The sequence below is a fragment of the Desulfopila inferna genome (assembly GCF_016919005.1).
Lineage (GTDB): Bacteria > Desulfobacterota > Desulfobulbia > Desulfobulbales > Desulfocapsaceae > Desulfopila_A > Desulfopila_A inferna.
On the sequence record NZ_JAFFQE010000001.1, the window covers coordinates 390,022 to 415,733 of the forward strand.

19 protein-coding genes are annotated in these 25,712 nt (G+C 44.9%); 8 read left to right on the plus strand and 11 right to left on the minus strand.

The window, feature by feature from the left end:
* Positions 1 to 63 precede the first annotated feature (63 nt).
* On the minus strand, positions 64 to 2,127 hold the full coding sequence (gene fusA / locus JWG88_RS01625) for an elongation factor G (protein ID WP_205231941.1): 2,064 nt from the start codon (positions 2,125 to 2,127) through the stop codon (positions 64 to 66).
* A 289-nt stretch (positions 2,128 to 2,416) separates the two neighbouring features.
* Here fusA and murJ point away from each other — a divergent pair, with 289 nt between their 5' ends.
* Positions 2,417 to 4,003 carry a murein biosynthesis integral membrane protein MurJ gene (gene murJ, locus JWG88_RS01630; RefSeq protein ID WP_205231942.1) on the plus strand — a complete coding sequence of 529 codons (1,587 nt, stop codon included), beginning with the start codon at positions 2,417 to 2,419 and terminating at the stop codon, positions 4,001 to 4,003.
* A 10-nt stretch (positions 4,004 to 4,013) separates the two neighbouring features.
* Here murJ and JWG88_RS01635 read toward each other — a convergent pair whose 3' ends face one another.
* From JWG88_RS01635 to JWG88_RS01650, 4 genes are all read right to left on the minus strand, one after another.
* The gene (locus JWG88_RS01635) at positions 4,014 to 4,361 is read right to left on the minus strand and encodes a phasin family protein (RefSeq protein WP_205231943.1); all 348 of its coding nucleotides are present in this window, start codon (positions 4,359 to 4,361) and stop codon (positions 4,014 to 4,016) included.
* Positions 4,362 to 4,436: 75 nt separating this feature from the next.
* Positions 4,437 to 5,426: a tRNA dihydrouridine synthase gene (locus tag JWG88_RS01640; protein WP_337833094.1), complete on the minus strand. Its 990-nt coding sequence runs from the start codon at positions 5,424 to 5,426 to the stop codon at positions 4,437 to 4,439.
* A 240-nt stretch (positions 5,427 to 5,666) separates the two neighbouring features.
* A complete protein-coding gene (locus tag JWG88_RS01645) occupies positions 5,667 to 8,003 on the minus strand; it encodes a cyclic nucleotide-binding domain-containing protein (RefSeq protein WP_205231944.1) in 2,337 nt (778 codons plus the stop codon).
* 293 nt (positions 8,004 to 8,296) lie between these two features.
* Positions 8,297 to 8,785, minus strand: a complete 489-nt coding sequence (locus JWG88_RS01650; RefSeq protein WP_205231945.1) for a hypothetical protein — start codon at positions 8,783 to 8,785, stop codon at positions 8,297 to 8,299.
* A gap of 300 nt (positions 8,786 to 9,085) precedes the next feature.
* Here JWG88_RS01650 and JWG88_RS01655 point away from each other — a divergent pair, with 300 nt between their 5' ends.
* Both JWG88_RS01655 and JWG88_RS01660 read left to right on the plus strand, forming a co-directional pair.
* Positions 9,086 to 9,298, plus strand: a complete 213-nt coding sequence (locus JWG88_RS01655; RefSeq protein WP_205231946.1) for an RNA-binding S4 domain-containing protein — start codon at positions 9,086 to 9,088, stop codon at positions 9,296 to 9,298.
* Positions 9,299 to 9,696: 398 nt separating this feature from the next.
* Positions 9,697 to 10,659, plus strand: a complete 963-nt coding sequence (locus tag JWG88_RS01660; protein ID WP_205231947.1) for a bifunctional UDP-sugar hydrolase/5'-nucleotidase — start codon at positions 9,697 to 9,699, stop codon at positions 10,657 to 10,659.
* 165 nt (positions 10,660 to 10,824) lie between these two features.
* On the opposite strand, the gene JWG88_RS01665 is transcribed toward JWG88_RS01660, so the two are convergent.
* The gene (locus JWG88_RS01665) at positions 10,825 to 11,754 is read right to left on the minus strand and encodes a manganese-dependent inorganic pyrophosphatase (RefSeq protein ID WP_205231948.1); all 930 of its coding nucleotides are present in this window, start codon (positions 11,752 to 11,754) and stop codon (positions 10,825 to 10,827) included.
* A gap of 318 nt (positions 11,755 to 12,072) precedes the next feature.
* Here JWG88_RS01665 and JWG88_RS01670 point away from each other — a divergent pair, with 318 nt between their 5' ends.
* From JWG88_RS01670 to ettA, 4 genes are all read left to right on the plus strand, one after another.
* Complete coding sequence (locus JWG88_RS01670) at positions 12,073 to 13,104, plus strand: hypothetical protein (protein ID WP_205231949.1); 1,032 nt, start codon at positions 12,073 to 12,075, stop codon at positions 13,102 to 13,104.
* A 151-nt stretch (positions 13,105 to 13,255) separates the two neighbouring features.
* Positions 13,256 to 14,560: a M18 family aminopeptidase gene (locus JWG88_RS01675; protein ID WP_205231950.1), complete on the plus strand. Its 1,305-nt coding sequence runs from the start codon at positions 13,256 to 13,258 to the stop codon at positions 14,558 to 14,560.
* Positions 14,557 to 15,183 (plus strand): lytic transglycosylase domain-containing protein, encoded by a 627-nt coding sequence (locus JWG88_RS01680; RefSeq protein ID WP_240194217.1) that lies wholly within the window; start codon positions 14,557 to 14,559, stop codon positions 15,181 to 15,183. Before JWG88_RS01675 ends, JWG88_RS01680 begins: the two co-directional genes overlap by 4 nt.
* Positions 15,184 to 15,466: 283 nt before the next feature.
* Complete coding sequence (gene ettA, locus JWG88_RS01685; RefSeq protein WP_205231951.1) at positions 15,467 to 17,152, plus strand: energy-dependent translational throttle protein EttA; 1,686 nt, start codon at positions 15,467 to 15,469, stop codon at positions 17,150 to 17,152.
* 67 nt (positions 17,153 to 17,219) lie between these two features.
* Here ettA and JWG88_RS01690 read toward each other — a convergent pair whose 3' ends face one another.
* The 3 genes from JWG88_RS01690 to purD form a co-directional block, all read right to left on the minus strand.
* Complete coding sequence (locus JWG88_RS01690) at positions 17,220 to 17,543, minus strand: Hpt domain-containing protein (protein WP_205231952.1); 324 nt, start codon at positions 17,541 to 17,543, stop codon at positions 17,220 to 17,222.
* Positions 17,544 to 17,705: 162 nt separating this feature from the next.
* Positions 17,706 to 18,323, minus strand: coding sequence for an L-threonylcarbamoyladenylate synthase (locus JWG88_RS01695; RefSeq protein ID WP_205231953.1), 618 nt, complete (start codon positions 18,321 to 18,323; stop codon positions 17,706 to 17,708).
* Positions 18,320 to 20,098, minus strand: a complete 1,779-nt coding sequence (gene purD, locus JWG88_RS01700) for a phosphoribosylamine--glycine ligase (RefSeq protein WP_205231954.1) — start codon at positions 20,096 to 20,098, stop codon at positions 18,320 to 18,322. The genes JWG88_RS01695 and purD overlap by 4 nt, the downstream gene beginning before the upstream one ends.
* 265 nt (positions 20,099 to 20,363) lie before the next feature.
* On the opposite strand from purD, the gene JWG88_RS01705 reads away from it, so the two are divergent.
* Complete coding sequence (locus tag JWG88_RS01705; protein WP_205231955.1) at positions 20,364 to 20,960, plus strand: TetR/AcrR family transcriptional regulator; 597 nt, start codon at positions 20,364 to 20,366, stop codon at positions 20,958 to 20,960.
* Positions 20,961 to 21,026: 66 nt separating this feature from the next.
* Here the strand turns inward: JWG88_RS01705 and greA are convergent, their stop codons facing one another.
* The gene (greA, locus tag JWG88_RS01710) at positions 21,027 to 21,512 is read right to left on the minus strand and encodes a transcription elongation factor GreA (RefSeq protein WP_205231956.1); all 486 of its coding nucleotides are present in this window, start codon (positions 21,510 to 21,512) and stop codon (positions 21,027 to 21,029) included.
* Positions 21,513 to 21,582: 70 nt separating this feature from the next.
* Complete coding sequence (locus JWG88_RS21820) at positions 21,583 to 25,572, minus strand: tetratricopeptide repeat protein (RefSeq protein ID WP_205231957.1); 3,990 nt, start codon at positions 25,570 to 25,572, stop codon at positions 21,583 to 21,585.
* Positions 25,573 to 25,712: the final 140 nt, after the last annotated feature.

The window sequence follows — 25,712 nt, forward strand, 5'->3', positions numbered from 1 at the left end:
TACTTAAGCAGTTACAGTTCAAGGTAAACTGCTGATTTCTAGCCCTTTGCTGAATAGTTACCATTATTCTTGAGATGAGGCGGCAATAATCTTTTCCGCGATCATTCCCGGAACCTCTTCGTAATGGGAAAATTTAATCGAGAAGGATCCAAGACCTCCGGTCATGGAAGTAAGATCGGTGGCATATGTTTGAATTTCCGCCATGGGCACCTGGGCATTGATGATTTCATATTTCCCATCGGAATCCATACCCATAACCTTGCCGCGGCGGGAATTAAGATCTCCCATAACATCGCCGACATTATCCTTACCTACTTTTATGGTGATGTCCATGATAGGTTCAAGCAGGACCAGTCCAGCCTCCTGAGCACCTTTTTTGAATGCCAGAGACCCGGCAATCTTGAAGGCCATTTCAGACGAATCGACATTATGAAAGCTACCATCCACCAGCGATGCTTTTATATCGACGACAGGGTACCCGGCCAGAACCCCTTTTTCCATGGCCTCCTGGATGCCTTTTTCCACTGCGGGACGATATTGCTGTGGAATCACGCCACCCACTATTTTGTCCTCAAAAACCAGACCACTTCCCGATTCGACCGGCTCAATCTCAATCCAGCAGTCTCCATACTGTCCCCTGCCGCCGCTTTGTTTTTTATGCTTACCCTGGACTCGGGCTTTGCCCTTTATTGTTTCCTTATATGGCACCTTTGGCCTGGACAGCTCCATCTCAACGCCATATTTTCTTTTGATTTTCGAGGCGAGAATCTCCAGGTGTATAGGACCGACTCCGGAGATCAGCACTTCTCCGGTGTTCTGTTCCCGGGAAAGTTTCAGAGTAAGATCCTCATCCAGCATTTTGGTAATAGAAGAAAACAGCTTTTCCTCATCACCTTGTTTGGCACTGACTGCAAAAGAGATTACCGGTTTCAATGGTTCCAGTTCCGGAAAAACAATGAGCGCTGAAGGATCACATAAACTGTCACCAGTTACCGTCTCCTTAAGTTTAGCTACTGCTATGATGCTTCCGGGGCCTACGCTGTCGACAGGCTTTTGATCTTTGCCTTCAAGCAGATAAAGCTGCCCGAACCTCTCCGAGGTCTTTTTACTTGAATTATAGAAGGTATCACCGGAGAGCACGCCGGAATACACCCTGAATATTGTCAATCGTCCTGCATATGGGTCAGCCATGGTCTTAAACACAATGGCTGAAAATTTTTCATCCAGTGAGGGCTCTCTTGAAACAATCTCCTCGTTCTCCGGATTGATTCCTTCAGCGGCAGGTCTGTCCGCCGGGGAGGGCATAAGCTCAATAATAGCATTGAGGAAGAGCTCTGTTCCCTTATTCAAAGTAGCGGCGCTGACGGTTACGGGAGCAATTTCGGACGTGGCGATTGCTTTTCTCAAACCTGCCAGCAGTTCTTCTTTGGTGAGTTCGCCTTCTTCGAGAAATTTCTCTATCAGCTCATCATCAGTTTCAGCTACACTTTCCATCAGGCTTTCCCGGTACATTTCGACGTCATCCAACATCTCCGCCGGAATATCGGTTTCAGTGACCTTGCCGCTGCCACCCTCATTAAAGAGATATGCCTTTTGCCTGATGATATCCACGATTCCCCTGAAGTTGTCTTCGGCTCCTATGGGAAGATGAATCACAACAGGATTAACAGGTAGTTGGGCCTTGATTTCGTCGATAGCTTTCTCGAAATTAGCTCTTTCACGATCCATCTTGGTAATATTGAGCAGACATGGCAGTTTTCTCTCTGCAATAAAATCTGCGAATTTTATTGTCTGCCCCTTGACGCCGAGAACTGCACCTATGGTAAAAACAGCGCTATCACAAACCTTGGTGGCAAACAGTGTTTCGTTAAGAAAATTGTCATCGCCAGGAGTATCAATCAGGAAAACCTGATGCTTTTTCCAGATGTAATTGTGAAAAGAATTGTTGATGGAGATATTTCGATTTATCTCTTCCTCCTCATAATCCATTGCCGAGGTACCGCTGTCGACCTGTCCCAGTCGGTTGATTTTTCCTGCAGTATATAGCATGGCTTCTGCCAGTGATGTTTTACCGCAGTTCCCATGTCCCACGATTGCTATATTCCTGACCATATTTATATCCTGCATGTAAATCTCCTCTAAAATAGACAGCTCTGCAATATTATTACAAGATTTGTTCAGTATTTAACAGAATGTTAACCTCTTATAAGAAATCCAACTAAACATATATTCAGTTTCAGCGAGCAAAGTCAAGCTTGTTTGAAAATATGCCATCATTTAAATACGTTTTCTCCGGGATGGCTGAACTTTTATTATTTCATGGATGATTTTATGGAATTCTTTACCAAGAATATGTATGTTTGGAGCCCCAGCCATAATCATTGTGCAGAAAAAGATAAACAAACCCGTGAAACGTATGTCTAAGGACAATACTACCATTGCCAAATCAGCCGGAACTGTCGGTTTTGCCGTCATGCTTAGCCGGATTCTAGGCCTTATCCGGGAGCAGGTCTTTGCCGGATTCTTTGGTGCGGGAACCGCAAACGATGCTTTTGTGGTGGCCTTCCGGGTTCCAAACCTGTTGCGGGACCTTTTCGGGGAAGGAGCTTTGTCCGCTGCCTTCGTTACCGTTTTCTCCGACTATGACCAGAATAAGACCAGAAAACAGACGTGGCAGCTTGCCTCCATCGTCCTGATTTTTTTTGGATGCGCACTCAGTATCATAACCCTTGCTGCGATATTGTATTCCGATGTAATTGTCGGTTTGCTCGCCCCCGACTTCGGTCTTATTGCCGGTAAAGAGGAATTGACCATACTACTCACCAGAATAATGATGCCATTTCTGGTTCTCATTTCTCTTTCTGCTGTTGTAATGGGCATCCTCAATACAAAAAATAAATTCTTTATCCCTGCACTTGCTTCAAGCTTTTTCAATCTGGGCTCAATACTCGGAGGTGTCAGCCTGGCTGTAATCCTGCCGAAATGGGGGGTTCCCGCAATTGTCGGCATGGCGATAGGAACCCTCATCGGCGGCCTGCTGCAGCTCGCCGTCCAGATTCCTGCTCTAATGAAATGCGGCTTTCGTTTTTACCCTCATCTGAATTTTCGTGATCCCGGGCTCATCAGAATTCTGAAGTTGATGATACCGGCTGTCATCGGCCTTTCCGCAACCCAGATAAATATATTTATAAATACCAATTTCGCCGCATCCTGCCCGGAAGGCTCAGTTTCATGGCTCCAGTATGCCTTCAGACTTGTGCAGTTGCCTATCGGGATATTCGGGGTGGCTATAGGAATTGCCGCAATGCCGCTTCTTGCCAGATATTCAGCCAACAAAAACCTCGACGGCCTCAGAGAAACTTTTGTATCATCACAGATAATGGTGCTGTGCCTGACCATTCCGGCTGCTGCAGGTCTCTTTTTTCTGTCCGAGCCTGTCATCAGACTGGTATTTGAACGTGGCGCGTTTACAGCATATGACACCATTGCAACGGCTCAGGCTCTTTCCCTCTACTCCATAGGCTTATTTGCCTATTCTTCCAACAAAGTGCTTGTTCCTGTTTTTTACGCCCTGGGAAAAACACGTTATCCCGTCATCGCAAGTTTTATCACCATCTGCACAAACATTCTCTTTATCACACTGACTATTGAATATTTTCAGCATAGAGCCATCGCCCTGTCAGTTTCCATTACCATGTTTATCAACTTTATTTTTCTCGGCGCGATATTGTACCGGGAATTACAGGGTTACTCCATCAGGTATGTCGGTTTTGCGATACTGAAAATACTCTTTGCAACCTCTATTATGTCCCTTTTTGTAGTGCTTTTACGGGATCTGGCATCTTCTCCTCTTTCAGGAAATCTGTGGCAGAACTCTGTCTCTCTGTTTGCCATCATTTCCGTAGCGGTGGTGCTCTATTCCAGTCTTATCTGCCTTCTCAAAGTAGATGAGTTTACTCAGGTAGTAACCAAAGTGAGGGCAAGATTCATCAAGCATCATTAAACGATTGGATTTATGCCTGTTTTTCTTCAAGACGTGCCTGCAGCTCCAATACCATTATACGTAATTCTTCCAATTCACTCTTTCGTACCAGATCCCTGATAATCAGCTCTTCCAACTCATTTTTACGGACCAGTTCCATACGATTTAATGCCTTTTCTACATATCGATCAACTTGTTTCTCGAGTCCGTCCATGGTCTTCTCTCCGTACTCGAACATTTCCGCGACAAATTTTCTGCCTTCCTCTTCCGACATGTTGCCCTTATCGATCATCTCCTTGGAAAGTTCCTCAAGCTTGTCTTTTGAAATTGCAGCAATTCCAATTCCGGTCAGTAGTGTTTTTTTGAGTAAGTCTTTCATTGCATTTTCCTCTTTTCTGAATAGTTGGCGGAGCGTTTTTTCTCATAGGCTGTGCTTCTCTTTAACACCTTTTACTTACAGATTTTTCAGCGGTTCATGCGCTTCAAAGAATCTTTCAGCCTGTTCAATAGCCTGCTCCATGGAAGTACTTTTTTGAACCGAACATGCCAGCTGATGTCCATACAGATATGATTCGGCAAAATAATGGGTGAACTGTTTTAACCTCCCCAGGCGCCGTTCTCTGGAAAATCTAAGCTTTAAAAGTGTTGAAAATCTCCGGTATATGTCTCGCAGAACAACTGGATCGCACTGACCATCAGAGAGTAAAGCACTGATTTCTGCAAATATCCATGGTCTGACTGCAGCACCTCTACCTATCATCAAACCATCCGCTCCTGAAATATTCAAACAGTTTTCAGCATCTTCCACAGTAAAAATCCCGCCGTTGGCAAAAATAGGAATGCCAATGCAGTTTTTGGCTTTTGCAATCCACTGCCAACGCGGTTTTCTACAGAATTTTTCGCGGTTCAGTCTGGCATGTATACTTATACAGTCGGCGCCCTCGCCTTCAATGATCTTGCAAAGCTCGAGGTACTTTCTTTCATCAAGTGTTTCGCCAAGACGGATCTTTACGGACAGAGGAAGATCCGTTGAACTTCTGAAAGCTGCAATAATCTTTCTGACCGCAACCTGGTCTTTCGTAAGCGCGCATCCTGCTCCTCTTTTGCGCAGCCTGGGAGCGGGACACCCGAGATTAATATCGATCCCCTGAGCACCTAGGCGGTGCAGTTTTTCAACGGCAGGGATAACCAGCGACTGGTCATGCAGAAAGAGCTGATAGAAGAGAGGATATTCAGCTGCCGATCTGATAAGGCTCGGGGAAACGCTTTCGTTATCCTGGGGTAGTCTTTTGGCGGAAAGCATTTCCGTAAAAAAAAGTCCAACTCCACCAAGCTCGGAAAGAAGACTTCGCAAAGCGGAATGAGACAATCCCACCATCGGGGCAAGAGCAAGAGGCGGATCGATCTTTAAATTTCTCAGTATTATCGGAGGAAGTGGGCTCACGCTGTAAGTCTGTTCATTAAAGATAAGATGGACTCTGCGCTAAGTGCAGACTTCGAAAAAGCTCGAAGTAACAAGTTAGTATCTGGAGCGGCGATGTAACAGCATATGCGATACGACGAAAGGGCCACTTCAGATCCACAACGACGCAGATCGAGCCTTGCGGATCCATCAGTAAAGTTAGTCTCGTAAAAGGTTGCCACGATGTGATGGCTGGATTAACGTCATCATTAAAGGAAACCTCTAATTTGCCGGATTGAGTACATCCGTAAGCTGATACTGTTCAAGTTCAGTATAGAATTTCACATGAACGGAAAATTCCTGGGCTCTCTCCTGCCGGCAATAAACCCCGACAACCAAACCAAAGCAGGCGATGGTTTCTTTCCCGGTGGAATTGAACTTAGATATAATTTGTCTGCCAAGCATTAAATGCGCATTTTCCCTGTTGGATATCCGTATTGAAAAAGAGAAACCACCTCGGGAAATATCCATCATTTCACCTTGAAAAGCGCGTCTTCCACCACTGTTTCCGTAAGGATCAAGTAATATGTTTTTTACTGGAATTCTGGATATATATCTCGCACAATCCCTTCTATCACTGCCTGATATTCTGACCAGCTCAGGGACGGAGTTCCTTGCCCGGCAAAACTCGAAAAGCTTTTTTTCAAGATGGTCAGCAACCTCTGCGGCTGACATAAAAATATCCCTTCGCAGTACCTGCATTCGGCTATACTTCAGGGCTTTTATATTCACTGTCCAAACAGAAGCTGAAAAAAAGGGATCAAGGCCGATAACGTCGCCGGGCTTCAAACGTTTTAAAAATGTTTCATCGCGCCCACTCCTGCAACTCAGCTGCACGGAACCCTCATTGAGAAAATAAAGACATGGGTCTATTTCTCCGGCAGATACGATTTTTTCATCTTTGTGGTAATCTTCATTTCGCCAGGAACTCAGAAGGTGATCTGATTCACAGTCTGATAGGCTTCTCAGCAGTTCTTCCCACAGCTCTAGCTGAAGTCCCGACACTGGCAGGTTCTTCTCCTCCTCTATGATTTCTGCTGCCCGAATAACATCCGGCAGCGCATCTGGGTTGATGTCAAGCAATTTGTCCCGAAGCATTTCGGCTGCCTGAAAATCTTTTTTACGTGAAAGATCGACGATTTTTTTATACACCAGTGAGCTTGCTTCTTCGACCTTTCCTGCCCGCAGCATAATTTCAAGTTTTTCCAGAAAACCATCAATTCTCTCTGATTCTCGTGCTTTTCCATGAAGTTCAAGGCCATAGCTCAGCACTTCAGACTCAGCCTGCTCTTTTTTTCGGTGGCGTATGCATGGTTCCAGGTAATTTATTGTCTCCTTGAGGGTACGATAGAGTTTCGGGGAGTGGTCAGACTCGCCGGACAGTTGCCTGAGCAGCTGTATAACTTTATCATAGGGATATGATCTTAGTGTTATGCAGGCCGCGTAGAGTAATTCTTGCCGCATTGCAACCGACAATGCAGACCGCGTATTGATCAGGTCGATCAGGCCGTCGGCCGTTTCCTCACTTCCATATACACTCAACTGCATTATCAGCTTAAGTTTCACCTCATCCGCAACCACAGGCAAAGCCTGGCTTAGACGCTTTTCAATTGTCTTGCCCCCAAGTCTGGCAATACAACTTACAACCTGTTGCTGAATGCGGATATCCGGATGAGCGAGATAGCCTTCGATCATCCGGTAGTAGTCAGGATTGCCCATTTCACCAATTAGCACGATAAGGTTTTTTACTGAATACCAGGAAAGATCCATTTCTATGAAGGCGTTCAGCGGCCGGACTAAATTTTCCCCAAAACCTGCTATCAAGCCAATCAGAAGAAAGTGTTCTCTTTCACTATTGCTGAAAACAAGCCGGTTGAGAAGATAAACCATGGCATTGTCACCGAGGCAATGCAGATGGCGAGCTGCAGATATTTTTTGGAGCTCATTTCCATAGCTGTACATCCGGAGGATACTCTCGAGGATATCTTTTGCGGCAATGTCGGAAAAAATGAGAAAAACAGGAACTGATCCACCACTGCTGTCAGTGTAGCTGGTGTTTCGCAGTTCCCATAGGAGGGAAATAATATTGTCAAAATCCTGCCACAGATTGCTGTGAGCAAAAATCCAGCAGGATTTTACGAAAAACTCGGCCATATCTGCAGTGATCCGGCACTCGCCTTGATTTTTTTCGAGTTCGGAGACATAAAGAGAGCACAAAAACTGCATCAAACGGATATTGCATTCCTTTAGAGAACATTTACAGACTTCACCCAATATGGCCTGGGCAACTGCACCGTGCCTGGCATCAGACAGATTGCTGAAGAGACACTCCAGAATTAACTCAGGCTTCTCTTTTTCTGTAGTATTTTTGTACCATTCAAAAAGATAGGGAGGCAGTTTTCCGGTGAACTCATTGTTTCGAAGAATGTCCAATCTTCCCCGTTGAAGATCCTCGAGGCCGTGCTCAAATCGGAGTAATGCCCTTTTTCTTTCGGCTTCTTCCAGGAGGCGAAAAGCTTTTTGTTTGGCATCGTCATTGTGCAGAGTGTTTGTATGCATCAGCGCCAGGAAGATTGATTGTATTTGAGAACTGAATAGTCCCTTTTTTTGAAACAATTCTGATCGTTTTCGCTTTTAACTATATATCTGATAAGCAAGTTTTGACAAACGTTTTTCTCATGGAGAGTTAAATCCTTGCGATTCATGCTGCCGCAGATAAAAAAAGGGCCCTGACACATCAGATGTCAGGGCCTTGGAAAAGAAAATTCGATATACTCCGAATGCTGGAAATAGTTACTTATACCGATTTCTTAGTCTGTATCTTTCCAGGAAATGCTCATTTCAACAATCGCCTAATCGACAGGCTCTCCAAATGGATTGAGTCCCTTGGCTGCAGCGACATCTACCGTAACGTAAAGGGCCACATTCGTACTGCCAAGAAATCCGCCGAATCCTTCAGAGAGTGTCACCATGCAGGTTTTATTAGGCTTGATGAATGCCAGCATAGTGCTTTCATAAGAAGCCTCTCCAACGAGTTTCCATTTATTGTTTGCCATGGAACCTTTAATGAAGTCTTTTAGTGAATTGAGCTCAAGTCTTCCGCTATAGTGATATATGCCTCCGGTAAATGAATCTGTGGTTATTGCCATGCTTTTGGAGCTGTCCCACTTAAGATCTGTGGGTAGAACAATATCCGAGTGACTGGCAATATTGTTGGTAACAGGAGGTGCATCGACATCCATTGAAGTTTCAGGTGTTGTAGAAGCACAGCCGTTTACCAGCACTGCTGTGATGAAAAAGAAAAAACAGACATAACACTTGCGAGATACTGTGCGACTCATATTTATCCTCCGATATTGATATTTCAAATTAACATAATTCCTTATGTGCAGGATACCGATGCTGCAAAAATATTTGTGTATCATACTATCTTAAGATAGCATGATGTTCATCAAAAATCTGATAAAACTAAAATGTCTTCAAGGACGAATTTACCGGGCATATTGAAATGTATGGTTTCTATGCGCCGGCTTATAAGGTAAACTATGGGACTGAAAAAAGACTCCTGCTGTCATTTGACATCCTGGCAACATTTAAGTCCAACATTCTTTCGAGATTGAAACTTTAATTGATAGTATATCATGGAAATAATCAGAGAAACTCTTTCCTACCCTATACGGCTTGGACAATTCCTGAAACTGATAAATGCAGCTCAGGATGGTTTTGAAGCCAGAATCCTCATTCAGGAAGGAAAAATCCGGGTGAACGGCGAGTTGGAGAAGCGCAGAGGCAGAAAGCTGCAAAAGCAGGATATGGTGGAAGTATCCGATGGAACTACCTACCTGCTGCAATAATTATGCAACGCATTTTCCATTCCCAAAAATCCCTGTGCTGTAAATTCACTTCTTCCGCATGGAGCCGAAACACTGCTGGCTAAATCAATGTGTTGTCCTGTTCCGATTCATGTGGACTCGGTAGCCGGCATCTTTGCACTGCCGGATTAAACACTCAACTTCTGCAAAAAATATCATTTATGATACTCTCTTCCAGTTTTTTCTCCAGAGCTTTTTATGCCTGTTCTCCCCTGCTGCTAGCCATTGTGCTCTTTCCCGGTTATGCCGGCGCTTTTTCAGCTGATCAATCTTTTGACATCTTCTTCTCAAATTCCATCGTCGGAAAGTTGGAGAGCTGCGGTAGCTGAGGTGCAGCAAAATTGGGCGGTCTGTCCAGAAAATATCATACAATTCTTACAATGTCAGAGCAGAGAAATGAGCCATATCTGTTGCTTGACGCCGGCAATGCTCTGTTTGATTCCAAAATCAGCAGAGAAACTGAGTCACGGGATTCTATAACAGCAAGAGCTATTGCAGATATTTATACAAAAATGCAGTACACCGCGGTTAATGTCGGTCCAAATGATATCGCGGCCGGTATTCCTTTTCTTCTTGAGCTTGATAAGGTGCCATGGATTTCAGCGAACTATTTCAATTCATCCGGTGAGCCGGTTTTTCAACCATATATCATCCGGAAGTTCGAAGGTCTGTCAGTAGCCGTTCTGGGGCTGGCACCTCTCCCGGATAATTTGCCGGACAACTATCATTATCAGGCCTGGGCGGATGTTCTACCACAACTCATTACGCAGTTAAGGGAAGAAGCGGATTTTATCATCCTGCTCTCTGCATTGCCTCAGCAGGAAAATGAAACAATCGCCCGGAGGTATCCTCAAATCAGAATCATCCTCAACGCCCTGATTTCCAATAGCAATACCTATCCTAGGCTTATCAACAATGCAATCATTGCTCAAACGGCGTATCAGGGTAAATACCTGGGACACATTGCCATCTCTAATGGAAAAGGGGCTCCATGGCAATTGAAGGACGACCAAAGCAAAAAGCGACTCGAGCAGCGGATAAGGGCTCTCGATTCCAGGATATCCAGACTGGAGAGGATATCCTCACAGGCAGAGAAAAAGCCGTCTACCATTGAAATATTATCTGCAGAGCGGCAGAAATTGAGGGATCAGCTGAAAAGGCATGACTCCGTTCAGGAGGGTTCTTCTCCGTCTATCTATTCAGCAGAATTTACGGCTTTAACCGCCAATCTTCCAGAAGAGAAAGGGATCAGTAAAATCGTGGCTGCGGTTAAAAGAGAAATCCAAATCTTCAATAATGAAAAACGCAAGGAAAATCGAAAAAGATACCAGCAGGAACAGTAGCAAAAACTCTCTGCTGGAAATCAGGGCGGTGAAAAAGCACCATAAGACTGATATGGGTTTTTTAAAAAACCTTTATTAAGCCCGCAAACAAACCGGAAAAAAAGACAAAAAAAGAGACTGCCCAATACAGGGCAGCCTCATTTCACTTCAAGGTATTCTTAATTCTTAACAGCCAAAAGCCTTCTGCAAATTAGGCACGGTCTGTTTTTTGCGGCTCATCATACCATCGATCCACATAGAGGTTCCCGCGAGTTTGCCGTCAAATGCCTTTTCTATCAAAGCAGGATCATCTGAAACAACTACCAGGTCTGTTCCTTCCTTAACTACGTCGGTAAGCATGAGCAGAACGGAATGGCGTCCATCTGCTTTTATCTCCTTCATTGCTGCAAGAAGATCCTCGCGGATGGCGGCTACCTGATCAAGGGTAGCGAGTTCCAACTGGCCGACTCCTACTTTGCTGCCCTTCATGTCGAAATCTTTGTAATCACGGAAAAGCAGATCTTTGGCAGGAACACCGTCTACTGATGACTTTGCTTTCAGCATTGCCATGAAAAGTTCTTCGGTATCTTCAACGCCGGCAATCTTCTTGAGTTCGGCAACAGCGGCTTTATCATCGTCGGTGCAGGTAGGTGATTTGAAATTTACGGTGTCGCTCAGGATGGCTGCCAGCATGCCACCGGCAACATCTTTGGGGATGTCGATGCCGGCATCTTTGAACATTTTATTCAATACGGTACCGGTACATCCCACCGGCTCATTTCTAAAAAGGATAGGATTGTTAGTGGTAACATCACCTATTTTATGATGGTCCACTATAGTTACTACATCTGCATCGCTAATATTCGCAGGAGCCTGGGCTTTATCACTGAAATCTACCAGGGCCACTGTTTTTCCGGCAGCATCGGTGATTTCTTCCGGGACGGCAAGACCAAACCTATCAAGCACCATTTTTGATTCAGGATTAAGGGCGTCTGCGGTAGACTGCATGCAGGCTTTAGCGTCCTGTCCCTGGGCGTTCAACAATGCAGCAAGACCGATGGCAGCCGTTACGGAATCGGTATCAGGGTTTGAATGTCCAACAACACAAATTGTCATGGTTTTTCCTCCGAATAAAAGGTTCAATAAAGTTTTAATATTTCAATTACTCACTGAGTGAATAATCATTCATTACTTTCAATTTCTAACCGGCTAGATTAGTTCCTCAATGAAATTCAGTCAAGAATAAAAAATGTCCCGCTTTCAATTCCTGAAGAATTCTTTCTCTTTAATTCTTTCTCTTTAAAACCGGGTGGATCAGCAAGATCAAAGAATTTATTCACCTGCAGGCGATCTTTGATGACAGAAAAGTCCAGGTGCGTTATACATTCAGATACAATGTCTCTTTATCCTCCAGATCATCTCTAACCTTCAATTATGAAAGTCAAAAAAACTGAAGGCACCGAAAAAAAATCCTCTACCGGAAAATCGAGTATATCGTTTCAGGTTATCACCATTGTCGTCATTATGGCAATGGCGCTTCTGTTCTTTTTCTGGCATCAGAAAAACTTCAGGGCCGTTACGGAAAACGAGGATAACAATAATCCTCTCACAGAGGAAATATCTATTCCAGAGCAAGTCGTCTCGATGGACGTCACTGAAGATGCTCGAGTTCCTGTACCTGATGCGGCCTCTTCCACCACGGCATCACTACCCACCTCTTCCGGCCCGGACGATGACGTAAAAGACATTCTCCCCGTTTCTGCCGAGGAAGCAATGATCGAAAACGAAGCTATCGCTTCTCTTCCTCAAGAGGATCCGGTGGGATCGGTTGATTCGACCTCGGCTACCTGTACAGAATCGGTTAAAACGATTCGGGAGTTTTATGCGCATCTGGATGAGCAGGATTATTTAAAGCAGTATAATCTCGGTCCTCAAAGTGAAGCTCATTTCACAGCTCTCGTTCAGAAATTGCTCGATAATCCTCCTGTGGTCAGCGGTGAAACGGATGATTTATATACAATTTTACAAAATACCGCCCATTTTTTCAGAATTATAGGAAAAAACAATATCCTGGCCCTGAAGGCGATACTGGATAGAGAAAGAAATCAGTTTGAAAATGTTCTCGCTCAATTTTACACCTTGCTGCACATTCCATCCTGTCCGGAACAGAATTTTAATCTTGAGGTTTCTCCGTCCCCGCTCTATGACTATGCCGGATTTTTTCTCAATACCATGGGGGGGAGATTGTATCTTTTCAGAAGGGACTCCATGTCGCGGATGGTCGTAAGCTATTACGCCATTATGCTGATAGACCAGGCTAACAAGAACGCCGGCAATCAGCATGGCATAGAACTCGATAGCGCCATTGATCAATTGATCGATGAAATTGAGTCTACCTCCAATACTCTGCAGTTGAAGAAAATCTATCTGGACAGGCTCTATACCCTGAAAGAAGAGTATCAATGAAAGATGGCGTCGTAAAAAACTGAACTCAACAATGAAACGGGTAAAGCAGTCTGTTGTCATAGCCGATATTGTATTGAGTTGTTTTTTGCAGTATGATTAATAGTTAGGCAGATAGATACCTTTCCTGCTAAAAAATCATTTTAAAGAACATATGAAAGCTACAAGCCTCAATAGCCAACTTTTCTCATATCTCGGTAAGGCGACAACTCCTTTTCATGCCGTCAAAGAAATATGCCTGATTCTCCAAAATAGCGGCTTCAGCTGTATCGATGAGAAAGAAGAGTGGGACATACAGCCCGGCAAACCATATTATTTCATACGTGATGGCGGATCCGTAATAGCTTTCAATATTGGAAAAAAAAATGACACCTCTTTTCGGATATTAGGTGCACACTCTGACAGTCCCTGCCTGCAAATAAAACCTCATGCGGATCTCTATGAAAAATCGTACCATAGAGTTGGCGTTGAGGTTTATGGAGGGGCGTTGCTATCATCATGGTTCGACCGCGAACTCTCAATAGCCGGAAGGGTCATTTTTCAGACAAAAAAGAATGAAATTGTTACCGAACTTGTAGATTTCAACAAAGCGGCAGCGATTATCCCCAGCGTTGCTCTTCATCTGGACAGGAAGGCAAATACCGAAAAATCCCTCAATCCTCAAACGGACATAACCCCCCTTATCGGCCTCACCGGAGATCCTCAACCCAGGCTGACTGAACAGGTAACGGAATGGATCAATGCCCAGCACGGCGAGAAAGTCGTCAATGAAATTCTGAGCTTTGATCTTTTCCTCTACGATTATCATAAACCCTGTTATGCGGGGATGAACAATGACTTTATCCTGAGCGGCAGACTTGACAATCTGCTCAGCAGCTTCCTTGCGGCAACAGCAACAGCATCCGCCGACAGGAACAATAGTTTTCTGTTTATCTGCAATAACCATGAAGAAGTTGGCTCAAATACTTCATCAGGCGCCCAGGGAAATATGCTGCTATCCCTGTTTGAGAGGATCTATCCCGATAATGAAAAACGTTATCGGGTCCTGGCAAATTCTTTTTTTATTTCTGTCGATAATGCTCACGCAATTCACCCAAATCATCCAGAGAAACACGATCCTTCACATGAAATATTTCTCAATCGGGGTCCGGTCTTAAAGATAAATGCCAGCCATAAATATGCCTCCACGGCCTCATCCAATGCCGTCTTCAAGTATCTTTGCCTTGAGGCCGGAGTTCCGGTTCAGGAATTCGTTATGCGCAACGACCTGCAAAGCGGCAGCACCATCGGTCCGATGACCGCAGCCAAGCTCGGTCTGAAAACTGTCGATATCGGAGCAGCGACTCTGGCCATGCACTCCGTCCGCGAAATGACAGGCAGCAGGGATCCTCATCTTCTCTTCCTGGTATTGCAGCATTTTCTTCTGTGTGACAACCTTCCTGAGATACAATCTAAATGAAAAACATGCCCTTCCAGATGGCCTTTCTGGGCTTTCTTTTCATCCTGGTGTTTCCCCTTTCAGCCATGGCCGAATTGTCAACATATGTAAAAAAATATAATGATGTTTCAATTTCCAAGGCTCAGCTGCAGAGGCTGGCTCAGTATGACCACCTTATCCGCTACTTCAGTAACTTTTCCTATTTCAAACCACGTTATAAGGTGAGTACCCACTTTATCAAAGCACTCATTCTGGCGGAATCAGGAGGCAATCCTTATGCCGTCTCACCCAAGGATGCACTCGGACTCGGTCAGATTCTCCACTCAACAGGAAAAGAAGCAGCAAGAAAGCTCTATAGCGACGGCAGAAATTTTAAATACATCAACAGTGACAAACTCAGAGACCTGCAAAAAGAAGATCTGTTTGATCCAGCTATAAATATTCTACTGACCTGTTATCTGATCTCTAAATACAATCACCTATTTGACGGTAAGCTGGATCTGGTGGTCTCCGCCTGGAATGCCGGCGAAAATGTCGACTCCCTCAAAATCGGTATGCCTGCTCCATACAGTGAAACCCATAATCTTATAGGAAAGGTGAACGGCTACTACATTTTCCTTTTGGACCAAAGGACCCGTTACTGAAACCACCCTGACGCTTTCATCATTATGGTGATTCAAAAATTGGACAAAAATTTCGTAATATAACAACGAGAACTCTGATTTCCTTCACTTTATTATTTTTAGACAAAGCTGCGACTCCGTTCTTCACGGTAAGGACATCTTGACAGAAGACCGGCGAAAGAGCATAGTTGTGATATTTTTTAAGCAGGCTCAATAAAGGTTTTCAAAATACGATAAACTCTTGGTCTGAAACGACGATTCGCCGTACCATCAAATATACAAGAACTGAAATTCAAGGGATATTATGAGCAACGAAGATAATAAAATTATCTACTCAATGATAAAAGTGAGCAAGTATTACGACAATAAACCGGTCCTAAAAGATATTTCTCTTTCGTATTTTTACGGGGCCAAGATAGGCGTTCTCGGGCTCAATGGTTCCGGAAAAAGTACTTTGCTGCGTATACTTGCAGGTGTGGATACCGAATACAACGGCAAAACCGTATTATCTCCGGGCCTGACAGTTGATTATCTTGAGCAGGAACCTCTGCTTGATCCAGACAAAACAGTACGTGAAATAGCTGAAGAAGGAGTAGCCGAAACGGTCCGTCTCATAGACGAGTTCAACACGATCAATGAAAAATTTGCGGAACCGATGTCGGACGACGAAATGCAGCAACTTATCGAAAAGCAGGCAGAGGTTCAGGAAAAACTTGACAGCCTTTCTGCCTGGGATCTCGATAGTAGACTTGAAATGGCAATGGACGCCCTGCGCTGTCCGCCTCAGGATACGCCCTGTAAGAATCTTTCCGGAGGAGAAAAGCGAAGAGTGGCTCTTTGCCGTGTTCTCTTGCGGAAACCCGATATCCTCCTTCTGGATGAACCGACAAATCACCTTGATGCCGAATCAGTGGCCTGGCTTGAACATCACCTCCAAGACTATGCCGGTACGGTTATCGCGGTAACGCATGATCGATATTTTCTCGATAATGTTGCGGGTTGGATTCTCGAGCTTGACAGAGCCGAAGGGATTCCATGGAAAGGCAACTACTCATCCTGGCTGGAACAGAAAGAAAGACGTTTGGCACTTGAGGAAAAGAAAGAAAGTCAGAGACAGAGAACTCTGCAGAGGGAGTTGGAATGGATCCGCATGTCGTCAAAAGGCAAACGGAGTAAATCGAAAGCGCGTATCAACTCCTATGACAAACTCATGGCTCAGGAAACTGAAAAATTGGTTAACGACCTTGAGATATTTATTCCTCCCGGGCCACGTCTGGGCAAGCTTGTGATCGAAGCAAATCAGGTAAGCAAGGGCTTTGCAGACCGCCTGCTCATTGACGCTATGAACTTTTCACTCCCTGCTGGAGGAATAGTCGGCGTTATAGGGCCTAATGGCGCCGGTAAATCGACCCTCTTTAAAATGATTACTGGAAAGGACGCCCCGGATAGAGGTGAAATACGGCTGGGGGATACGGTTAAGCTGTCTTATGTCGACCAGGAAAGGGATGCGGCTCTTGATCCCGAACAGACTATCTGGCAGAGTATTTCAGACAATCAGGATACCATCTGGCTGGGAACCAAGGAGGTCAACAGCAGAGCGTATGTAGGAAAATTCAATTTTTCCGGCTCCGATCAGCAGAAGAAAGTAGGCCTGCTATCGGGTGGGCAAAGGAACAGGGTGCACCTCGCCAAGATGTTGAAAGAAGGCGGCAATGTTTTGTTGTTGGATGAACCGACAAATGATCTTGACGTCAATACCCTGCGGGCACTGGAAGAGGCTCTGGAAAACTTCGGTGGGTGTGCCGTGGTCATAAGCCATGACCGTTGGTTTCTCGATCGCATAGCAACTCATATCCTCGCATTTGAAGGCGATTCAAAAGTCGTCTGGTTTGAAGGGAATTATTCCGACTATGAAAAGGATCGCAGGGCAAGACTTGGTGCTAAAGCCGACATCCCCCGCAGAATCAAGTATCGTCAATTGACCAGGTAGGAAAATAATTGATAAACTCCCGAGACGTAATGGTCGCACAGTTTTACTGCGACCGTTACGTTTGATGCTACAACTGCCGAAGCAACCGTAAAAGCTCCTCGAGTTCAACAGTTCTGTTCTGCGCCGTATCCAGTGATCCCTGCCTGCAGTCATTTTCAATATCGCTGGCTATTTCCCGTAACCCCTCTATTCCCAGGCTGGCCGCGGCACCTTTTATGGAATGTGCGGCTGCACATACCATCTCAGTGTTTTTAGAGCCAACACCTTTCTCAATGGAACGGTAATCTTTTGCAGAAGATTCTTTAAAGATATCGATAAGTTCCTGCAGAAGATCGCTGTCGTCCGCCGCCTGTTCCAGAGCAAAATCCCTATCCCACTTCAGTTTGTTCATCTCATCACCTTGTTCCTCAAGATATCTTGAAACCACCATCTGATGGAAATTATTTTTTAAAAAAAAGGAATGCCTGAATTTTTTTTATCCGGCTCAGCGGGGTTTGATGAAGGACTGATCGCAACTGGGAACCACGAGTTCTTCCTTTCCGATTCAGATCTCTCAATCCTTGCTGTGGGATAATTTCACTATCTCTTCAAAAGAGATCTTTCCCTTGCGAACCAGCGTCAATTCACCTTTTTCACAACCGACAATGGTAGAACACAAACCAGCTGGCGTAGCGCCGCCATCAATGATATGATCGATTTGACGGCCAAAGATGCGTGCGACATCGCCTGCAGTTGCAGCAGGCGGCTCTCCCGAGATATTGGCGCTAGTCGCCGTAACCGGCTTGCACCATAGGCTCAGCAGCCTTTTGACAATGGGGTCGGAAGAAACCCTGATGCCGATCATGCCGGTTCCCCCAGTCAGCAGTTGGTTGATCTTTTTTCCCGCAGGAAAAAGAAGGGTCAGCGGTCCCGGCCAGTATTTATCCATCAAGGGTACATAGCACTCGGGAATACCGGAGACCAACTGCGATAGCATGCCTTTATCTCCGGCCAGCAGGAGAATAGGTTTGTTCCGGTCTCTTCCCTTTATCGAGAATAATCTATGTACAGCTTTTTCATTAAACGGGTTTACACCTAAGCCGTAAAAAGTCTCGGTTGGGAAAGAGATAATTCCTCCCTGGCCGAGATACATAACCGCCTTGTCAAGCTCAAGGTCATCCTTTTTCTTCATTGCTTCTCAATTTGCCTGGCTTTCTCCTCTACCTCTTTTTCCATGGATTCTCTAAACTTAACAAGTTTCAGGGCAAGGTTAGGATCGGTCAAGGCAAGTATCCTAACTGCCAGTACGGCAGCATTTTTGGCTCCAGCCTTGCCGATTCCCATAGTGGCAACAGGGATTCCAGGAGGCATCTGCACTGTTGAGAGCAGCGAGTCCAGACCATTCAGGGAAGAGGAGTCAAGCGGAACACCGATCACGGGAATGTCGGTATGGGCCGAGATAACACCCGCTAGATGTGCAGCCATCCCAGCCCCTGCTATGATGACTTTGATACCACGTTTTTTGGCCCTTTCAGTCCATTTGACGGCACGAAGCGGTGTTCGGTGTGCTGAAGCGACAGTCATTTCGTAAGGAACCCCCATTCCCTGCAGGAAGGTGGCAGCCGCTTGCATGACCTGCAGATCGCTGTCACTTCCCATGACGATGCCAACCTGAGGTACGCTGAATTTCCGCTCGTCCCTGTTGAGTGCCTTGCCGCCGATGTCACGACGAAAATAGGATCCGGTCCAGCTAATCTGATCAACCGCTTTGTATGCTTTATTGATGGCATCCTCAAGATCCTTGCCGACTGCGGTTATGCCCAGGACCCTGCCGCCGCTGGTAACTGTTCTTCTGTTCTTTATTGCAGTGCCGGCATGAAAAACCTCAACACCTTGAACTTTCGAGCCTGCCGTCAGTCCTTTTATGACCTTGCCGGTCTGGTAACTTCCGGGATATCCGCCTGAAGACATGACCACACACACCGTGGGCCGAGGATCGATTTTCATTTCTATGGTGTCTAGATTACCGTCAATGCAGGCTTCAAAAATATCGACAACATCACTTTTCAATCTCATGAGCAGCGGCTGTGCTTCAGGATCCCCGAATCGACAGTTGAATTCGAGAACGGTTATGTCTTCACCGTCAATCATCAGTCCCGCATAAAGCATTCCCTTATAAGGCCGCCCTTCTTTTGCCAGTCCATTGATAGTTGGAAGCATCACCTGGTTCATCACAAAATCGGCAATTTCAGTGGTAACGACGGGAGCCGGTGAATACGCACCCATTCCTCCGGTATTAGGGCCTTTATCGCCGTCATAGATAGCTTTATGGTCCTGAGATGTCGGCAGGGGAAGAATGGTCTTGCCATCGGTAAAGGCAATAAATGAAGCCTCTTCGCCCTGCAAACATTTCTCAATAACAATCTTGTTTCCTGCCTCACCGAAGGCTTTTTCAGCCATAATCAGATCAACGGCTTCTTTAGCTTCTTCTATAGTATTGGCAACAATGACGCCTTTTCCCGCGGCAAGGCCGTCTGCTTTAACAACGATCGGTGCGCCCTGCTTCTCTATATATTTTTTCGCTTTTTTCTTATCCTTAAAGACCTTAAAGGGTGCTGTCGGTATATTATATTTATGTAGAAATTCTTTACTGAAGACCTTGCTTCCCTCAAGAATGGCGCTTTTCTGAGTGGGACCGAAAATCCGGAGGTCATTTTCTTCAAATAGATCAACGATGCCCTTAACCAATGAAGATTCCGGTCCGACAATAGTCAGATCAATTTCCTCAGCAATGGCAAAAGCGAGAAGTCCTTCTACATCGGTTGCAGCAATATCAACACATTCGGCAAGCTTCTTAATGCCGGCATTTCCGGGTGCACAGTAAATTTTTTCTACTTTGGGGCTCTGGTCAATCTTCCAGACAAGCGCATGCTCACGTCCACCTGATCCTATAACGAGTACTTTCATTGAGATGCTCCATCTTTTTGTGGTTAGAGCAACCTGCTCCCATATTGAATATGGATTGGCGTCGGAGCTCCGAATCGATAGTTTTACTTATGAATTAAGGTGAAGAAATATTTGATTACTATAGTAAGTAGAAATAGATCTATCAAATAGAATTTCTTATTACTTCTATTATTGACAAAAAACACGCAACGGTTTAAATCAATGAATGACCATTCATTTTTTTTTATCAACTTCCAGGTAATTATACAACCCCATCCTCCGGCTAATGAAGGCTGTTAACAAGCATGCAAAAATAATAACGGCTGCGACAAAGGTCTTTGCCAAAAAAGGTTTTTTCAATGCCAGAATATCCGACATTGCCAAAGAGGCAAAGGTGGCTGATGGGACGATCTATCTTTATTTCAACAATAAAATAGATATCCTTCTCTCTGTTTTTGAAGAAGTGATTGGATCAATTATCGAACAGACCCGAAAACTTCTTGAAGAAGAACAGGACCCCGGGAAAAAGCTGGAAATCTTCGTGATGAAGCACCTGACCACGATGAAAAAAAATAAATATCTTGCTGAGGTCCTGCAGATAGAGCTACGCCAGACCACAAAGCTAATCAAAGATTATCGTAATACGAAATTCAACGAATATATCGATATAATCGCTGAAATAATTATCCAGGGTCAAAAAGAAGGAATATTCCGTAAAGACATACTGCCTAATATCGCCAAGAGATCTATCTTCGGCTCTCTTGATGAAGTCTCAAGAGTTTGGAACGCCTCCCTCGAGACAAACTATTCTATTGAAGAAGCCGGTTGTCAGATGATAAAAATGTACGTCTCTGGAATTCTTGAACCAAACAATCAGCGATAGTAGAAAAACAGCAAGACAGTGACGTGGAGCAACACATTTCCACGCCTGCCTGTGGAATCGGTCCTGTTATGCGAATTCAGATCGATTGATCTCAATAACTTCAAACTCTCGGGTGCCTCCGGGTGTTTTGGTAATCACTTCGTCACCGACCTCTTTGCCGAGAATACTTCGGCCGAGCGGGGACATAACGGAAATCGAACCGTACTTCACATTTGCCTCCTCAGGTCCTAAGAGTTGATAGGTCAACTCTTCATCAGTGTCCATATCCAGAAGCTTAACCACCGTTCCAAAAACGGCTTTGTTGCAGGATACTTGTGAACAGTCGATAACTTCAGCCCGGGAAATCTTATCCCGCAGCTCCAGTATCCGTCCTTCAATATGGCCTTGTCTATCCTTGGCGGCATGATATTCGGCATTCTCTTTTAAATCACCATGTTCACGTGCCGTTTCTATCGCTCTTACAACATCTGCCCTCTCGACTCTCTCAAGACGCTGCAGCTCGGATTTGAGCTTGGCGATGCCCTTCTTTGACATGGGAATTCTCTCTATCATTATTACCTCTCCTATAAAAAAAATACCTGCATACCTAATAGCTTCAGGTTATGCAGGATAAATATTAATGCTACCAGCGATAAATCAAGGACAATGCTGCCCGGGTTTCCTCGTATTCGTCGCCATTTTGTCTTGTGAAGTTTCCTTTTAATAGATAATGCCTGTTTAGTTCAAGGAAAATATTCAAGTCAAATTCATGAATCTGCCTGTTATCCATCTCATATCCATAAGAATAATCGAAAGAACAGTAGCTTAATGGATCTTCAGGTCGGCTGTTAACATCAAAATAATGTTTAAAGTGAAGTGTGAAAAGGTGTTGCCAATAGTATTCAGGGCTCCAGTAAACACGGTCATCAATTCTGAATTCAGCTCCAAAATTATTGTCACGGCCGACATTTTCATCGGTATTCCTGATATTTTCGTAACTATATTTTATTTTAAACTGATTCATTTCCCCAAAAAGATGGTACATCGACCACAACTTGTATCGACTCTGTTCATTATTATCCGAATACATCCTGTAGCGGTAATCCGCTCCCAGAAACCATCGCGGAAATACATCATACTTCAGCCCGGTTTCAAGATCACGGGATATGATGGAATCTGTAACGGACCGAATCGAATCTTCAACAAGATCCTGTTCAAATCTTCCATACATTTCCAATGACTTATTCAAGCGCCTGATAAGTTCAAATTTATATAAAACTTCATTGGCTCCGGAACCGCTCGGCATATCCAGACCGAAACTTATATTAAGATCGACGGTATTTTCAAAATAAGTCGAGTAAGTCCCGATAAATCTGTCACTTTCTGGTTTGTAGGTATTGTTCCTGGCGGAATAGATGTTATGGAACAGGCTGGCGCTTATCTCCTGATCATAGGAAGGCATGAGCCATCCTTCAACCCCGAAAGAGTTCCTTTCCAGGTTGATATATCCGTCGCGTCCCTTGCGTGAGTCGGTATAAAAGGTCGTGGAAATTCGCGGTTGCCTTTTGAGCATGTTTGATTCGATGTACTCATCCAACCCAGGATACAGCGGTCCTCTCTCTTTCATCTGCTCGTAGAGTTCCGCCGCTTTTCCATAGAGTCCAAGTTTGTTATAGATATAGGCCAGATCAAAAAGGCTCTCCTGCGATTTCTCTTCCTCCAGCAACTCCAGATATTCTTTTTCTGCCTGGTGATATTGCCGCTGCTCCACGGCCTGTCTGGCGGAAAGCTCTTTTTGGATCAACTGCTGCCAGCGATATTTGCCGTACAGACTCGCAGCAATGTCATCCACGGGCTTTCCTATATTCTGAGCAAAAAAACCTGGCTCCATGACGGTTGAAAGTTTCTCCGGCTCCTCCGAATCCGAGAAGGACATCACCTTCCAGAATGGCTTTTTCAGAGGTGGAAGATGAAAGTTAATTTTTTCAACTTCCATCTTCTCCAGGAAAATCGTATCAACCGGAACGGCAAGAAGTGAGTCATATACTTCGATCGCCTGCTCTCTCTTATTCTGTGCCCATAATGACCTGGCAAGCAGCAGTTTTTTCCAGAAGTACATGTTTTCACTACTTTGATCCTCTGGTATAGCTGCAGTCTCGAGTCTCTTCTCCTCTACCTCTTCCTTTATCTCCACCTTTTCGACGACTTCCTCAAAATTGCCGCTCTTAAATTCAAGCTGGAGCTTGAGTTTGGCAAAATATTCCTGCTCAGGATATCCGGCAGCTATGGTGTTGACAATCTCCAGAGCTTCACTATGACGAGACAGCGATGAAAGCACTTTCACCTTCAGGATTTTAGCAGACAACGAGTCAGGAATAATCAGCAGCGCATTTTCCACATTCTTTAGAGCCTCGTTGTCCAGGGCATATGCATGGTAGATCTCCGACCTTTCCAGCAGGGCGGTAAAGGAAGTAGCGCCATTTAACGCAGAATTCTCATTTTCCGCAACTCTCTGCGATATAATATCACCAAGGACGAAAGCCTCTTCTACGGCCCATCCTAAACGATTCAACCGACTGACAGCCTCGAGACATTTCTTGTACATTTCACGATGAAAATACATCCTGGCCAGATACAGATCCGAGCGCCCGAGAAACTCTTTTCCTGCACTATACGTTGAATATCCGGGATGGCTTAAAACCAGGCGTTCTGCGTCACCATATTCTTCTTCACTGTTCAACAATTGGATTTTCAAAAAATGAATAGCTTCCGGCAAAGTTTCCTCATAATCCTCGAGATCGTCTATGCCATATCTTTTTGCCAGAAAATTAAGCCACAATTCCGCCTGTGATACCCGCCCTTCTCTCAAAGAGAGATCAATCAGCTTTTGAATAGCCCTGTCGGCGCTCATATCGCGCGCCAGCATTTGTCTCACTATCTGCTCTGCCTCAAAAACCAGGTCCTTTGCCAGCAGAGTATCGGCTCTATGAAAATATATTGTTGCCAGAGCTTCATTGTTGTCAGCAACCTTCAAAAGCTGGGAATACACCTTGTCGGCAAACTGGTACATGCCGCATTTTCTTAAAGCTTCTATATAGATGAGATTTAGGTCAATATATTGGAGAGAATATTTGTAACTCTGCGGAACATTATCCCAAATGGTTGTCACTGAATGTATCAAGCCAAGAGATCCGGCCAGACTGACGGCATCCCGTATGGCTCCAAGATCACTGCCATCATGTTTCAGGTAATCCATCAAAGTTGTGAGGCCTTGCTGTTCCTGTCCTCTCCGGATTTCAACATCTGCTTTGACAAGAAGGTATTTTTTGTTGCCATACAACCTTTTGTGCAACTCATAGAGCAGCGCATAAGCGCTGTCGAGGTCTCCACTCAAGCGGTATAAACCAGCCAGTCTGTAGGTGAGATCCAGGTTATCTCCGTCATGCTCATGAAGTATTTCCAGGACACGAATCTGCTGCCCGGTTTTCTCCTGCTCGTGGAGCAGGTCTGCCATCTCCAGGAATATCTCTTCCTTCTTCGAAGTAACCAGATCGAGGTCTTTCCACAACTGCCGGCCGGCATCATTTTCTACGATGGGAAGATACTGCCGGGCCAGTTCTCTGCGAATATCTCTGATGTTCAGGCGAACTGAACGATCCTGGGGAAAGCTGTTTGAATAGTGTTCATAATAAAGCAAAGCCTTATCGGGACGGCGCAGTTTTTTGCTGTATATGTCGGCTATTTGCAGAGCCAGATCCTTCGCTTTACTGTCTCGGGAATAGATCTTGATAAGATGAGGGAGTGCCTGATCGGGTTGTTCAGCCTTAAGATGATAGTCAGCTAAATTTTTATGGAACGGCAGATACCCCGGCTTAATCTCAATGTATTTTCTCCAGTATGGTGCGGCCTTTGCCGATAACCCGGGGTAATCATAAACCTGTGCAGCCTTATAAATATATTCGCTATTATCAGGGAAGTGCTCTACAAGCCGGTCATAATAAAAACGTGCTTTGTCAAGCAATCCTAATTTCGTGCTGATTCCGGCAAGATCTATAAGCAATGATGCATTGTTTTCCTGTCGTTGATACAATTGCTCCAGAAGCAAAAATGCACTTTGCTTATTACCTAACCCCTTAAACCCCTCGATGAGTCCTTTAATTGTCGCAGTCGAGAGAGGACCGCCGGGATCGGCTTCATATACTTGACCGAAAAACTCCACGGCTTTACTGAAATGTTTGTTTTCTAGAGCTGTAGTTCCCGCTGTGATAAGATATTCGAGATTGTCGGGTTCAAGCTCCAGCAATCCCTCAAGAGCTTGAGAGGCTTCATTCCATTGTTCGAGGAGGAGAAGGAGTTTGCAGTACTCCCATCTGGCTTCGACTATGTTCGGCTTTTCTTTTAATAAATTGCGATAGGCGTCTTTCGAGCTTTCAAGTTCATTAACACGAGCAAGTTGACGGGCTTTATCCCAGGTTTTTTTCCAGGATGGTCTGAGGGCACTCTGAGCTTCCGTTTCGATTTGAACTTGATGGATCGGTGCAACGGCAGGAACCGCAACCCTGGGGAATACAGCGCAGGCAACACTGAGTGCGAAAAAAAAATTGAGGAAGATACCGCTATCTTTAAAATTCACACGCACCATTGAGAAGAGTCTTGAATACTGAGTTTACGGGGTTTGCATCACTTTTGAACCCTTATACCATAAACCTGGTAAACTCTGCACAATATATCTTCTGCCTTGGGGTGTTTCCCAGGCGGTATCCTGATGACATA

What these genes read in the sequence shown, in the direction of transcription:
- fusA (WP_205231941.1), bottom strand. Translation starts at nt 2,127, where the DNA reads ATGCAGGATATAAATATGGTCAGGAATATAGCAATCGTGGGACATGGG.
- murJ (WP_205231942.1), top strand. Translation starts at nt 2,417, where the DNA reads ATGTCTAAGGACAATACTACCATTGCCAAATCAGCCGGAACTGTCGGT.
- JWG88_RS01635 (WP_205231943.1), bottom strand. Translation starts at nt 4,361, where the DNA reads ATGAAAGACTTACTCAAAAAAACACTACTGACCGGAATTGGAATTGCT.
- JWG88_RS01645 (WP_205231944.1), bottom strand. Translation starts at nt 8,003, where the DNA reads ATGCATACAAACACTCTGCACAATGACGATGCCAAACAAAAAGCTTTT.
- JWG88_RS01650 (WP_205231945.1), bottom strand. Translation starts at nt 8,785, where the DNA reads ATGAGTCGCACAGTATCTCGCAAGTGTTATGTCTGTTTTTTCTTTTTC.
- JWG88_RS01655 (WP_205231946.1), top strand. Translation starts at nt 9,086, where the DNA reads ATGGAAATAATCAGAGAAACTCTTTCCTACCCTATACGGCTTGGACAA.
- JWG88_RS01660 (WP_205231947.1), top strand. Translation starts at nt 9,697, where the DNA reads ATGTCAGAGCAGAGAAATGAGCCATATCTGTTGCTTGACGCCGGCAAT.
- JWG88_RS01665 (WP_205231948.1), bottom strand. Translation starts at nt 11,754, where the DNA reads ATGACAATTTGTGTTGTTGGACATTCAAACCCTGATACCGATTCCGTA.
- JWG88_RS01670 (WP_205231949.1), top strand. Translation starts at nt 12,073, where the DNA reads ATGAAAGTCAAAAAAACTGAAGGCACCGAAAAAAAATCCTCTACCGGA.
- JWG88_RS01675 (WP_205231950.1), top strand. Translation starts at nt 13,256, where the DNA reads ATGAAAGCTACAAGCCTCAATAGCCAACTTTTCTCATATCTCGGTAAG.
- JWG88_RS01680 (WP_240194217.1), top strand. Translation starts at nt 14,557, where the DNA reads ATGAAAAACATGCCCTTCCAGATGGCCTTTCTGGGCTTTCTTTTCATC.
- ettA (WP_205231951.1), top strand. Translation starts at nt 15,467, where the DNA reads ATGAGCAACGAAGATAATAAAATTATCTACTCAATGATAAAAGTGAGC.
- JWG88_RS01690 (WP_205231952.1), bottom strand. Translation starts at nt 17,543, where the DNA reads ATGAACAAACTGAAGTGGGATAGGGATTTTGCTCTGGAACAGGCGGCG.
- JWG88_RS01695 (WP_205231953.1), bottom strand. Translation starts at nt 18,323, where the DNA reads ATGAAGAAAAAGGATGACCTTGAGCTTGACAAGGCGGTTATGTATCTC.
- purD (WP_205231954.1), bottom strand. Translation starts at nt 20,098, where the DNA reads ATGAAAGTACTCGTTATAGGATCAGGTGGACGTGAGCATGCGCTTGTC.
- JWG88_RS01705 (WP_205231955.1), top strand. Translation starts at nt 20,364, where the DNA reads ATGAAGGCTGTTAACAAGCATGCAAAAATAATAACGGCTGCGACAAAG.
- greA (WP_205231956.1), bottom strand. Translation starts at nt 21,512, where the DNA reads ATGATAGAGAGAATTCCCATGTCAAAGAAGGGCATCGCCAAGCTCAAA.